This window comes from Microbacterium sp. NPDC056057 (genome assembly GCF_042266945.1).
GTDB lineage: Bacteria > Actinomycetota > Actinomycetes > Actinomycetales > Microbacteriaceae > Microbacterium > Microbacterium trichothecenolyticum_C.
Genome location: NZ_JBHJWS010000001.1, coordinates 1,292,180 through 1,304,632, shown reverse-complemented (window position 1 = coordinate 1,304,632; position 12,453 = coordinate 1,292,180). Strand labels below are relative to the sequence as shown.

At 70.8% G+C, this 12,453-nt stretch carries 13 protein-coding genes; 5 read left to right on the top strand and 8 right to left on the bottom strand.

The genetic code is table 11. The features are described from left to right. Positions 1–15: 15 nt before the first annotated feature. Together ACFC1K_RS05510 and ACFC1K_RS05505 are read right to left on the bottom strand one after the other, a co-directional pair. Entirely contained in the window at positions 16–1,272 is a 1,257-nt protein-coding gene (locus ACFC1K_RS05510) for an ABC transporter substrate-binding protein (protein WP_375870783.1), read from the bottom strand. A 61-nt stretch (positions 1,273–1,333) separates the two neighbouring features. Further along, on the bottom strand, positions 1,334–2,371 hold the full coding sequence (locus ACFC1K_RS05505) for a nucleoside hydrolase (protein WP_375870782.1): 1,038 nt from the start codon (positions 2,369–2,371) through the stop codon (positions 1,334–1,336). Positions 2,372–2,512: 141 nt separating this feature from the next. On the opposite strand from ACFC1K_RS05505, the gene ACFC1K_RS05500 reads away from it, so the two are divergent. The 3 genes from ACFC1K_RS05500 (at position 2,513) to ACFC1K_RS05490 (ending at position 5,674) form a co-directional block, all read left to right on the top strand. Next, positions 2,513–3,544 carry a LacI family DNA-binding transcriptional regulator gene (locus tag ACFC1K_RS05500; RefSeq protein WP_375870781.1) on the top strand — a complete coding sequence of 344 codons (1,032 nt, stop codon included), beginning with the start codon at positions 2,513–2,515 and terminating at the stop codon, positions 3,542–3,544. A 108-nt stretch (positions 3,545–3,652) separates the two neighbouring features. Next, positions 3,653–4,708: a DNA polymerase IV gene (locus tag ACFC1K_RS05495; protein ID WP_375871155.1), complete on the top strand. Its 1,056-nt coding sequence runs from the start codon at positions 3,653–3,655 to the stop codon at positions 4,706–4,708. Positions 4,709–4,777: 69 nt separating this feature from the next. Beyond that, positions 4,778–5,674, top strand: a complete 897-nt coding sequence (locus ACFC1K_RS05490; protein ID WP_310285717.1) for a helix-turn-helix transcriptional regulator — start codon at positions 4,778–4,780, stop codon at positions 5,672–5,674. A gap of 176 nt (positions 5,675–5,850) precedes the next feature. On the opposite strand, the gene ACFC1K_RS05485 is transcribed toward ACFC1K_RS05490, so the two are convergent. From ACFC1K_RS05485 to ACFC1K_RS05465, 5 genes are all read right to left on the bottom strand, one after another. Beyond that, a complete protein-coding gene (locus ACFC1K_RS05485; RefSeq protein ID WP_375870780.1) occupies positions 5,851–6,225 on the bottom strand; it encodes a DUF2255 family protein in 375 nt (124 codons plus the stop codon). Beyond that, the gene (locus ACFC1K_RS05480; protein ID WP_310285722.1) at positions 6,222–6,641 is read right to left on the bottom strand and encodes a cupin domain-containing protein; all 420 of its coding nucleotides are present in this window, start codon (positions 6,639–6,641) and stop codon (positions 6,222–6,224) included. The genes ACFC1K_RS05485 and ACFC1K_RS05480 overlap by 4 nt, the downstream gene beginning before the upstream one ends. Positions 6,642–6,654: 13 nt before the next feature. Beyond that, complete coding sequence (locus tag ACFC1K_RS05475) at positions 6,655–7,635, bottom strand: aldo/keto reductase (RefSeq protein ID WP_375870779.1); 981 nt, start codon at positions 7,633–7,635, stop codon at positions 6,655–6,657. 115 nt (positions 7,636–7,750) lie between these two features. Further along, the gene (locus ACFC1K_RS05470) at positions 7,751–9,403 is read right to left on the bottom strand and encodes an FAD-dependent oxidoreductase (protein WP_375870778.1); all 1,653 of its coding nucleotides are present in this window, start codon (positions 9,401–9,403) and stop codon (positions 7,751–7,753) included. A 13-nt stretch (positions 9,404–9,416) separates the two neighbouring features. Further along, the gene (locus ACFC1K_RS05465) at positions 9,417–9,764 is read right to left on the bottom strand and encodes a UBP-type zinc finger domain-containing protein (protein ID WP_310285731.1); all 348 of its coding nucleotides are present in this window, start codon (positions 9,762–9,764) and stop codon (positions 9,417–9,419) included. A gap of 82 nt (positions 9,765–9,846) precedes the next feature. Here ACFC1K_RS05465 and ACFC1K_RS05460 point away from each other — a divergent pair, with 82 nt between their 5' ends. Next, positions 9,847–10,602, top strand: a complete 756-nt coding sequence (locus ACFC1K_RS05460; protein WP_375870777.1) for an MBL fold metallo-hydrolase — start codon at positions 9,847–9,849, stop codon at positions 10,600–10,602. Positions 10,603–10,606: 4 nt separating this feature from the next. On the opposite strand, the gene ACFC1K_RS05455 is transcribed toward ACFC1K_RS05460, so the two are convergent. Beyond that, positions 10,607–11,800: an MFS transporter gene (locus ACFC1K_RS05455; protein WP_375870776.1), complete on the bottom strand. Its 1,194-nt coding sequence runs from the start codon at positions 11,798–11,800 to the stop codon at positions 10,607–10,609. A gap of 86 nt (positions 11,801–11,886) precedes the next feature. Between ACFC1K_RS05455 and ACFC1K_RS05450 the strand changes: the two genes are divergently transcribed. Next, complete coding sequence (locus ACFC1K_RS05450) at positions 11,887–12,453, top strand: TetR/AcrR family transcriptional regulator (RefSeq protein WP_375870775.1); 567 nt, start codon at positions 11,887–11,889, stop codon at positions 12,451–12,453.

Genomic DNA, 12,453 nt, shown 5'->3' with positions numbered 1-12,453 from the left:
CCCGCGAGGGAGCGACTACTGCGAGTCGCGGAACTTCTGGAACTCGGCGCCGGCGTCGGCCGGATCGATGTCGCCGGTGAGCACGGAGTTCTGGATGCGCCAGTACTCGGTCGTCTCGGCCGTCGAGAAGTTCTGGTCGTTGTTGGTGTACCCGCCGTCGGCCTGGTTGAACAGGTCCGCCCAGACCGCGTTGAGCGGGTTGGAGTCGTCGACGGCGACATCCTTGTTCACCGAGAGCGCGGCCCACGCCGATCCGACGAGCTCCTGGCCCTCGGTGGAGGTGCCGAAGTCGAGGAACTTCGCCGCGAGGTCGGCGTTGCCGCTGGCCGCGTTGATGTAGAAGGCCTCGCCGAAGCCGTACAGCCGGCCGGTGTCGGTCGGGAACGTGATGATCCCGATGTCGTCGGGGTTCATGCCGTTGTCGACGACCTGCGCGTTGTACCAGGTGCCTTCGAGCGACATCGCGGCCTGGCCCGAGAAGAACAGTTGCGCGGCATCGTCGTTGTTGATGCCCATGAAGCCCTCGTTGAGGTAGTCGTCGCCCCACGTCTTGAGCTCGGTGAATGCGGCGGTCACGCACTCCTCGGAGCCCCAGTCGCCGTGGCCCATGTTGAGCTCATCGGCGATGTCGGCGCCGCACTCCGTCTCGATGAGGGAGTCGAGCAGGCGCATGACGTCCCAGTTGACCGTGCCGCCGAACTCGATGGGGGTGATGCCGGCGTCCTTGAGCTTCTGCGCCGCGTCGACGAGCTCGTCGTACGTGGTCGGCGGGGTGGTGATGCCGGCCTGTGCGAAGAGCTTCTTGTTGTAGTACAGACCCTCGCCCTGCTGGCTCCACGGCACGCCGTTGAAGCCGCCGTACTGGGTGATGCCGCTCATCGACGCTGCGGTGAAGCGGTCTTCCCAGCCGTACTCGTCGTAGTAGTCGGTGAGGTCGAGGCTCATCCCGGCATCGACCAGCTCGCCGCCGAGGCCTGAGCCCTCCCAGTACCAGTAGATGTCGGGACCCGCATCCGTGCCGGCGACCTGGCGCAGGGCCGTCTTGTGCTCGTCGACCGAACGCTGCTCCAGCTTGATCGTGACGCCGTCGTTCTGCTTCTCGAACTCGTCGATGAGCGCGTTGATGGCCGTGCCCTGCGTGTCCTCCTGCGTGGGCATCCAGATGACCAGCTCGTCGGAGTCGCTCGCGGCGCCCCCTCCGGAGCAGCCGGCCAGGACGGTGACGGCGGCCGCGGTGAGGGCGACAGCGCCCCACATGCGCGTGGTGTGCATCATTGCTTTCCTTCTTCTGGGGGTTGGGGCCCTGGTGCGGGCTCTTCGGGTACGGGTCGGGCTAAGGGGTGTCGTCCTGCTGCCAAGCGCTGAACTCCTGGAGCTTGAGGTAGAAGTCCTCGAACATGAGGCGGGTGTCGACCCACGTGTACGTGCGCATCGGCCGCGCATCCGGCACCGCGACATACGTGCCGTCGTCGGCGAGCGCCGGGGTCGGCATCCCGACGTAGCGGCTCGACGACGGGTCCGCTTCGAACAGGGACCGCAACGCCGTGAGCAGCACCAGCGGCGAGTCGCCGAGCGCGTAGGTCTCGGCGGGGCCGCGGCCCTCGCCGGTGGCCCGCTCGACCACAAGGGCGGTCTCGTCGTAGAGGTACCGGCCGACCGGACCGGCGGCCGCGACGCGGATGCGCAATTCGGCATCCGAGACGAGGCACTGGCGGTACACGTCGCGCGGCACCTGCCAGATCGTGAGGTCGGAGTCGTTGAACACCACCTGCCCCGCGACGAGGTCGATCAGCAGGTTGTACTCGATCGGCATCGCGTCCGGCGGCGGCACCGCGAGGCCCGCGTGCTCGAGGCCGCCGATCCAGATCACCGTGAGTCGCTCGGCGATGCGGGGCTCGACGAGGTACGCCGACGCGAGATCGGTCAGGCCGCCGCCGGCGACGAAGAACAGCGGGGTGTCGTCGTCGCGCATCGCCTCGGCGACGATCGCCTCGACGGCCTCCGCCGGCTGCGGCGTCGCCCGGTCGGCGAGCGGCCGGTTGGACCCGGTGACGATGACCTCGGTCGACGAGAGCCCCATGCGGGCGAAGACGTCGCGCACGACCAGGGTCGCGTTGTCGGCCGTGTCGGGGCCGCTGTCGAAGGGGTCGCCGTCGCGCAGGTGCGAGGCGACCACGAGGCGGATGTCGACGTTCGGCGACAGCAGGTGGTGCACGAGCTGGTACAGGTCGTCGGGGTCGCCCGAGAAGTCGTTGTCGATGATGACGCGGGCGCGAGGGGCGCCGGCGGCGGGGATCGTCTGCCACGGACTGGTCCCGAGGGTCCAGCTCTTCGCGGTGCGGGTGACGTCGGCGTCGGGGATGGAAGTCATCCTTGACCTTCTCTGTGGGGACGGTTCGTCTAACCGGTTGACCGATTAGGTGATCGAAAACCTACGCGATAGGTGAACGTAAACCTATAGGATGACAGGGAGCGTTATCTCATCGTTACAAATGCCTGTGAGAGTGAGCACATGTCGACATCACGCCCCCGAGCGCGCCCGAGCATGGCCGACGTCGCCCGCCTCGCGGGTGTGTCGACCCAGACGGTCTCGCGCTACTTCACCGGGGTCGGCTACGTCCGGGCCGAGACGCGAACACGCATCACGAGAGCGATCGACGAGCTGGGCTACGTGCCCAACCAGTCGGCGCGCAACCTGCGATCGCAGCGCACCAACACCGTCGGCGTGCTCGCGATGGGTGCGCTCAACTACGGCAGCGCGGGCGTGCTCACCGGGCTCGGGCTCGCGGCCCGCGAGGCCGACGTGACGCTGATGATCGCCCAGCTCGACCTCGACTTCGAGGCGAAGAACTGGGAGGGCGAGGCCAAGCGCGCGCTCGCCCACTTCCTCTCGGTGCCCGTCGACGGTGTGGTCGTGTCGACGCCGATCCCCGGCATCCAATCGCTTCTCGACGGGTGGGACGAGAACATTCCGGTCATGACCGTCGCCGAGCTCCCCTGGTCGGCAGAGGGATCGGCGAGCACCCACTCGCACACGGCAGGTCTCGAAGCGACGCGGTACCTCGCGTCGCTCGGCCACCGGCGCATCATCCACGTCGCCGGTCCCGCCACGCGCAACGAGGCCGTCGAACGCGAGCGCGGCTATCGCGACGCGATCGCCGAGGCGGGCCTCGCACCCGTCGTCGTGACGGGCGCCACCGATTGGTCGTCGGCGTCGGGCCATCGCGCGGGCGAACTGGTCGATCCGGAGGCCTTCACCGCGGTGTTCGCGGCCAACGACGAGATCGCGCTCGGGTTCATGAGCGCGATGGAGGGGCGCGGGCTGCGCGCCCCGGCGGACTTCTCCATCATCGGTGTCGACGACATGCCGACGGCGGCGTACTTCTCTCCCCCGCTGACCTCGATGCGGATCGACTTCCGCGCGGTCGGCGACGCGACGTTCCGCATGCTGCACCACCAGATCCTCACCGGGGAGCACGCGCGGCACCTCGTGCTCGAGCCCGAGATGGTGGTGCGGGAGTCGGTGGCTCCGCCCTCCCACTGATCCGCGGCCGATGCGCCGTGTCGGCGACGGCGCCTAGTCTCGTGTCATGCGCCGGTCGCGAGGGGCGGGATCGTGAGCGACTTCGCCGCGCCCGCGCCCCGGCGGTGGGTGCTCCACGTCGACCTCGACCAGTTCATCGCCGCCGTCGAGATCCTGCGCAACCCCGAGCTCGCGGGCAAGCCCGTCATCGTCGGCGGCCGCGGCGACCCCACCGAGCGCGCGGTCGTCTCCACGGCGTCGTACGAGGCGCGCGAGTTCGGGGTCGGGTCGGGGATGCCGCTGCGCATCGCCGCGCGCAAGATCCCCGATGCGGTGATCCTGCCGGTCGACGCGCCGCTCTATCTCGCAGCATCCGAGGAGGTCATGGCGACGCTGCGCGCGCAGCCGGGAGCCGTGGTGCAGGTGCTCGGATGGGACGAGGCGTTCGTCGGCGTCGACACCGACGATCCGGAAGGGTACGCCCGCAGGCTGCAGCAGGACGTGTTCGACCGCACCCGCCTGCACTGCAGCGTCGGCATCGGCGACAACCTGGTCCGGGCGAAGAACGCCACCGACTTCGGCAAGCCGCGCGGCACCTTCCACCTCACTGCAGACAACTGGCTCGAGGTCATGGGGCACCGCCCGACGATCGCCCTGTGGGGCGTGGGATCGAAGATCTCGAAGCGGCTCGCGCTGCTGGGAGTCGAGACGGTGTCAGAGCTCGCCGTCGCCGACGCGGACGCCCTCACCCGCGAATTCGGGCCGAAGATGGGGCTCTGGTACCGCCAGCTCGGTCGCGGCGACGGGTCGAATGTCGTCGACGACACCCCGTGGGTCGCCCGGGGCCACAGCAAGGAGACGACGTTCCAGGTCGACATCGTCGAGCCGATCGAGATCGAGGACGCCGCCCGCCGGCTGCTCGGCGAAGTGCTCGACGAGGTCGCCGCCGACGACCGTCCCGTCGTGGGGCTCGGGCTGAAGGTGCGCTACGCGCCGTTTCTCACCAAGACGTTCACGAAGAAGATCCCGTCGACGTCCGACCGCGAGGTCGTGCTGGCGCGCACGATGGAGCTCGTCGCGAAGATCGATCCCGGAAGACCCATCCGGCTCCTCGGCGTGCGTGCCGAGATGGCGATGCCGGACGACGCCCGCGAGGGCCACACGCCCACCCGCGGCGGCTGGTGATGTGACGCCGGGGTTGACGGGCACTCGCAGAACCTGCCGGCGCGGGATCCGGCGACGTAGCGTGGAGTCATGGCTGACATCCGCGCCGAGGTCAAGGAGTTCCTGAGCTCCCGTCGCGCCCGGCTCACCCCCGAGCAGGCGGGGCTGCCCGCGTACGGCGGCAACCGCCGGGTCGCCGGCCTCCGCCGCGAGGAAGTGGCGATGCTCGCGGGCGTCTCCGTCGACTACTACGTGCGCCTCGAGCGCGGGAATCTCGCCGGTGCGTCGGAGGGTGTGCTCGACGCCGTCGCCCGCACCCTGCAGCTCGATGAGGCGGAACGCGAGTACCTGTTCGATCTCGCGCGCGCGGCCGGCCCCGGCCGCAAGCCCGCCCGACGCCCCTCGCCGACGGTACGACCGGCCGTGCAGCAGGTGCTGGACGCGTTCACCGAGGCGCCGGCCTGGGTGCGCAACGGCCGCCACGACATCCTCGCGGCGAACCTGCTCGCCCGCGCGCTCTACTCCCCCGTCTTCGACGATCCGCGCCGGCCCGTGAACACGACCCGGTTCGCGTACCTGAACCCGGCTGCCCGCGACTTCTGGCGCGACTACGACCAGATCACCCACGACTCCGCCGCGATGCTGCGGATGGAGGCGGGTCGCAACCCGCACGACCCCGACCTCATCCGCCTCGTCGGCGAGCTCTCCACGCAGAGCGAGCTGTTCCGCGAGCGCTGGGCCTCGCGCGACGTGAAGTTCCACCGCAGCGGCCTCAAGCGCCTGCATCACCCGGTGGTCGGCGACCTCGAGCTGAACTACGAGTCGATGGACCTGCCGAGCGAGCCGGGCCTCGTGCTCAACGTCTACACGGCCCCCGCGGGCTCTCCGTCGGCCGACGCCCTCAAACTCCTGGCCTCGTGGGCGGCCACGCAGGCCGCCGAGTTCGCGGCGTTCGACGCCACGGCCACGGCCGCCGCCGCTCGCTGAGCGCCGGCACTGTCCTCGAGCCAGGGGATTCTCGCCGAGACCGAGTGCCGTATCCCTTGTCTCGGCGGAAACGCCTCGGCTCGACGCTCACAGCGCCGACGAAAGCTGCTCACCTGTCACGAAGTGCCGGGCGATCCGGCACTTCGTGACAGGTGAGCAGCAGGGGTCGAGCCGCTTCAGACCGGGGTGACGAGGAGGGTCGTGGCCGCAGCATCCGTTCCGGTGATCGCCCCGACGGGACCAGGCCCGTAGCGGTCGTACTTCGCGTGCAACGCGGCGTCGACCTCCGATGCAACGGCCCCGTCGGCCAGCCGGAACGTCACGTCCTTCGAGACGCCGCCGGCTGTGACACGACCGGTGCCCGACCGCACGGCGCGGCGGAACCACCCGTTCTCGGGGCCGTGCGCCGACCGGACGTAGAGGGCGTCACCGACGGCCGCGTGCCAAATCGTGACGGCCGGGCGCAGCGTCCCGTCGGGCCGCCGCGACGAGATGCGCAGTTCGGTGGCCGCGCCGATGCGGCGCAGCTCCGCCTCGTCCCACGCCGTCATGACGCGCCGCCCGCCGGGTATTCGGCCTCGGTGAGCTTGTCGCCCCACTCCGTCTCGGGCTCGTCGGCGTCGGGGGCGGGCGCCTCCCACAGCGCGAGGTGGCACATGAACTGGTCGGCGGCGGCGCCGTGCCAGTGCCACTCCCCCGCGGGCGTGTAGACCGTGTCGCCGGGGCGCAGCTCGATCGGCTCCTCACCGCGCGTCTGCACCCAGCCGAGGCCCTCCGTCACATGGAGCGTCTGCCCCACCGCGTGCCGGTGCCAGGCGGTATGTGCGCCGGGGGTGAACCGCACCAGGTTCAGGCGCGTGCGCGAGGGTTCCTCGCCGCGGTAGTAGGCGTTGAAGTAGACGTCGCCGCTGAACCAGTCGGCGGGTCCCTTGACCGTCGCCGCTTGCGGCTGCCTGCTCGTGCTCATCCTGTGCTCCTTCTCAGAGCCCGACCATCGCCATGCCGGCGTCGTCGTAGCGGTTGCCCGCCACGACCGCGGCGAGCGCGTCGAGCGTCGCGATGTCGTCGGCCGACAGCGCCACGGCGGTCGAGCCCGCGTTCTCGTCGACGCGCTCGCGGCGGCGGGTTCCCGGGATCGGGACGATGGACGGATGCCTCGACAGCAGCCACGCGAGGGCCACCTGGCCGGGCGTCGCCCCACGTGCGGCGGCGACGTCGCGCACGCCGTCGACGACGGCCTGGTTCGCGCGGAGGTTGTCGGGCTCGAACCGCGGGACGCGGCCGCGGATCTCGCCGGCGCCGAACGTGGCGTCTGCCGTGACGGTGCCCGTCAGGAACCCCTTGCCCAGCGGGCTGAACGGCACGAACCCGATGCCGAGCTCCGCGCACGTCGGCAGCACCTCGGCCTCGGGGTCGCGGGTCCACAGCGAGTACTCGCTCTGAACGGCCGTCACGGGGAAAACCGCGTGCGCGCGACGGATGGTGGCCGCACCGGCCTCGGAGAGACCGAAGTGCTTCACCTTGCCCGCCGCGACGAGCTCGCCGACGGCGCCCGCCACATCTTCGATGGGCACGGCGGGATCGACGCGGTGCTGGTAGAACAGGTCGATCGCGTCGACGCCGAGCCGCTGCAGCGAGGTGTCCGCGACCCGCCGGATCTGCTCGGGGCGCGAGTCGGTCCCGACCATCTTGCCGTCGACGATGTCCCAGCCGAACTTCGTCGCAACGACCACGCGGTCGCGGATCGGGGCGATGGCCTCACCGACGAGCACCTCGTTGTCGTACGGTCCGTACACCTCGGCGGTGTCGATGAACGTCACGCCCTGGTCCACCGCGTAGCGGAGTACGCCGATCATGTCGTCGCGGTCCCCGGGGTTCGGACCGTAGCTCATCGACATCCCCATGGCGCCGATGCCGATCGCCGAGACCTCGAGACCCTGTCCGAGCTGCCTGGTGTGCATGGTTCCTCCTTGCGCCGCTGAGCGTTCGCCCGCGGCATCCTCCATCCCACTCCTGCCAGCCTGCGCGCGGGAGACCCCGCTGTGACAGGTACCGTGAGAACCCCTCGCGACGGCGTCAGCGGATGTCGGCGAGCGCGCGGTGGACGGATGCCACCGCGCTGGAGCCCTCTCCTACCGCCGCGGCGACGCGCTTCATCGAGCCCCGGCGCACGTCGCCGGCGGCGAAGATGCGGGGCACGGCGGTCTCGAACGGCAGCGGTTCGCGGCCCATCCCCTGCCAGCGCTCCAGCGACTGCACCGACACGTCCGTGCCGGTGCGGAGAAATCCGTCGGCGTCGCGATCGAGCTCGGCGAGCCACGAGGTCGCCGGCTCCGCGCCGATGAAGCAGAACAGTCCGCGGGCCGCGACGTCGCCGATCGAGTCGATGCTCACGCTCTCGAGGGCCGCCACTCCGCCGAGCGCGGTGACGCGGGACCCGGTGTGCACGTCGATCCGCGGGTCTTCGAGCAGCCGGTCCACGAGGTACGACGACATGCGGCTGCCGAGGTCGGAGCCGCGCACCACGAGGTGCACCGGGCATCCGTTCGCGGCGAGATACAGCGACGCCTGCCCGGCGGAGTTCGCCCCGCCGACCACCACCACCGGCGACTCGAACACCTGCCGGAGCTCGAGCGGCGTGGCCGCGTAGTAGATGCCGGCGCCCTCGAACTCGTTCCATCGATCGAGGTCGAGCGTGCGGTAGGCGGCTCCGGAGGTGACGATCGCCGTGCGGGCACGGATGACGCGGCCGTCGGTGAGTGTGACGTCGAGGTCTCGCCCCGCCGGGCGGAGGTCGGCCGCCTCGCACGGCGCGTAGACCCGCACGCCGAACTTGAGCGCCTGGAGCGACGCCTGGCCGATCAGGTCGCCGCCGCTCACGCCGAACGGGAAGCCCAGGAAGTTCTCGATGCGCGACGTCGCCGCGGCCTGCCCACCCGGGGCCACAGCATCCAGCAGCACCGTGCTGAGCCCTTCGGAGGCCCCGTAGATGGCGGCGGCGAGGCCCGCTGGTCCGCCGCCGACGACGACCAGGTCGACCACCTCGTCGGCCCGACCCTGGTAGCTCAGGCCGAGCCGTTCGGCGACCATGCCGGGCGTCGCGTTCTTCATGGCCTCGCCCTGGATGAAGGCGACCGGGAGGTCGTCGAGGCCGATGCCGTGGTCGCCGAGGGTCCAGAGGTCGCCCGGAGCCAGCTCGATCGCCGTGTGCACGAGATCGACCCGCTCCGCGAAGCGTCGCAGCGCCAGGAAGTCGCGTGATGATCGAGGTCCGACGAGCTTGAGGGTCAACGCGGCGGGTCCGGTGCGGAGGATCTCGCGGCGCGCCCACAGCGCGTGGAGGATGATGTCGCACAGCTCGTCGTCTTCCGCCATCAGCACGCGAAGGCGCGCACGGCTGACCCGCAGCATCCGTCCCGCCTTCGTCGCCCGTGCCGACAGGAACGCGCCCTGCCCATTGAGCAGGCCGAGTTCGCCGACGAAGCTGCGCGGACCCATCGTGCCCACGTGGGTCTCCCCCACCCAGCCGAAGGCGACGCGGACGATCTCCAGCTCACCCGTGTCGACGAGGATCAGGTCGTAGTCCAGATCGCCGGCCTCGAACAGGTACTCGCCCGCCTCGACGTCGTGCGGCTCGCCGAACGACAGCAGGCGCTCCCACTGGGCGTCGGTGAGCGCGGGCTTCATCATGCGCTCGAACTCGCGCTGCGTCATCTTCGCGTTGCCCATCGCAGTTCCTTCCTCAGCGGTGGATCAGCTCGCGCCAGTCGGCTGGGACACGGCCCTCCGGCCCCGGCGACGGCTGCGTGTCGGGCCGCGACTCGGGCGGCGAGAGCTCTGGTCCGTCGACGTAGTCCTCGGCGACGTAGTCCCAGAACCATTCCTCGCCCGGCTCGAAGCTGCGGACGTACCGGTGACCGGTCGCGCGGAAGTGCGCCGTGGCGTGCTGCGCGGGCGAGGTGTCGCAGCACCGCACATCGCCGCACACCGCGCAGCGCCGCAGGTGCACCCACCACCCGCCGACGTCGTCGCAATCGGCGCAGCCCTCACCCGAGGGCGGCACGGTGGGGTCGATCTCGCTCAGGCTCATTCGCCTGCCTCTCATCGCACGCGTTCCGTCGGTGCGATGCTAACGCGCCGGGGCGGGAGCCGGGCGGTTAGAGTGAGCCGCGATGATCGAGGTTGCGGACGGCGTGCTCGTCGCCACGAGCCGCGTGATGTCGACGACGTCGACCGTGCTGTGCCGGGACCGCGAGGCGCTGCTCGTCGATCCGGCGTGGATGCCCGACGAGCTGGACGCCATCGCCGATGAGCTCGACGCGCGCGGGCTCCGCGTCATCGGCGGCTTCGCCACGCACGCCCACCACGACCACCTGCTGTGGCACCCGCGCTTCGGCTCCGCGCCACGCTGGGCGTCGGCGGCGACCGCCGCGCTCGCCCGCGAAGAGAGGGATGTCCTGGTCGCCGCGCTCGGCGCCGAGTTCCCGGAGCCGCTGGTCGACCTCATGGGGGTGGTGGAAGAAGTGGATGCTGCGCTCCCGCCCTCGTCCGTTCCGCGAGGTTTCGCCCCCGAGCTGGTGGTGCACGACGGCCACGCGCCCGGTCATACCGCGGTGTGGCTGCCCGAACAGCGGGTGCTGATCGCCGGCGACATGCTCAGCGACCTCGAGCTGCCCCTCCCCTTCTATCCGGACGACCTTCCGTCGTATGTCGCGGCGCTCGACCTCCTCGCCCCGTTCGCCGCCCGGGCCGCCGTCGTGATCCCGGGCCACGGCACGCCAGGGTCCGACGCCGTGGCGCGCCTCGACACCGACCGCCGCTACCTCGACGACGTCATCGCCGGGCGAGTCCCCAGCGACTCGCGCCTCGCGAACCCGGGGATGCCGGACGAGTACGCGCACCTCAAGGCGTTGGTCGCCGGCCCCTGAGCTGTCAGGCCTCCTCGACCAGGACCGGCGCAGGGCGCCGCCCGCCGATGAGCGGTGCGACCATCGCGGCGATGACGACGAACACGAGCGGGATCAGGAGCGCGGCGCGCAGGCCGTACTCGTCCCCGACGAAGCCCAGCGCGGGCGGTCCGACGAGGAACGCGACGTAGCCGGCGGTCGCCACGAGCGACACCCGTGCCGCCGAGTCAGGACCCGAGTCGCCCGCCGCGCTGATCGCGACCGGGAACCCGAGCGATGCACCGAGCCCCCACAGCAGCACCGCGGCGGCGGCCACGACCTGGCTGTCGACGAAGATCACGAGCGCCAGGCCGACGGCGGCGAAGACGCCGCTGGCGCAGAGCACGGCGGGGCGGCCGAAGCGCTCGATGAACCAGCCGCCGGAGAAGCGGCCGATCGTCATCGCGGCAGCGAACACGGCGTAGATCGTCGAGCCGAGGGCGGGATCGAACCCGTGGCCGTCGACCATGACCAGCGGGAGCCAGTCGTTGGCGGTGCCCTCGGCGAGCGCCATCGCCAGGATGATCACGCCGATCAGGAGCAGGCGGGAGTCCTTCCACAGCGCACGACGGTCCTCGCGCACCGTCGTCGTCTCGCCCCCGTAGGCGCGACCGGTGTGCGGCGGCAGCGCGGGGACCGCGAGAAGAACCGCGACCAGGGCCACCGCTCCGACGATCACGAGGTGCCAGAGCACCGGGAACGCCGCAGCCGTTGCCACGATGCCGACCACGGCGCCGACGACGGTGCCGAGGCTGAAGCATCCGTGCAATGTCGGAAGGAAGGAGCGATCCGTCACCCGCTCGACGTCCGCGCCCTCGACGTTCATCGCGACTTCGCCGCCGCCCATGCCGGCGCCGAAGAGGAAGAGGCCCGCGGCGACCGCGAATGCCGATCCCGTGGCTGCGCCGATGCCGATGAGCGGCATGCTCAGCACGATTCCCGCGGCTCCAGCGGCGATCACCGGGCGAGCGCCCAGCCGCGCGACGAGCGCACCGGACGAGAGGATGCCGATCATCGAGCCGAGCGAGAGGCCGAACAGCACGAGTCCCATCTCGGCGGTCGACGCCCCGAGCAGATCACGGATGTCGGGCGTGCGCGTCACCCAGGACGCGATCCCGACACCGGGGACGAAGAAGAGCGTGGCCAGGGCGAGGCGGCGCGCGCGAAGAGACGTGGGCATCGGCATCCTTTGATGTATGTACGATCGTACACAACTGATCTGTACTATCGTACACAACTGGTGGTCCCGACGAGATGAGGTTTCGGATGGTGGCACGAGGCGCGAATGACCCGGACCGGCGGGAGCGGATCATCGCGGCGGCGCTCGAGGTGATCGGCGAGCGCGGGGTGCACCAGACCAGCCACCGCGTCATCGCCGCCCGCGCCGGGGTGCCACTCGGCTCCCTCACCTACTACTTCGACGGGCTGTCCGACATCCTCGAGCAGGCGTTCGCCTCACTGGCGGCCCGCATGGCGGAGCAGTACCGGGCCAGCCTCGAGGGGGCACGGTCCCGCGATGAGGCCTGCGCAGCCGTGGTCGACCTGATCTGCGGCTCGTATGCGACGACCGACGAGGTGCGCGCGCTCTTCGAGATGTACTCGTTCGGCAACTACGACGCGAAGGTGCACGACCTCTGCCGCGACTGGCTGCTCGTGAGTCGCGCGAGCCTCGGCCTGCACTTCACCGAGCCGACCGCCCGCGCCCTCGACGCGCTCGTCGAGGCCTTCCCGATGCACCAGGCGTGGGAGGGTGAGCCGCTCGACCGCGACTACGTCGCAGCGGTCGTCCAGGCGCTCGTGGACCGGTTCGAGCCGGCCCGCGACATCGCCTGA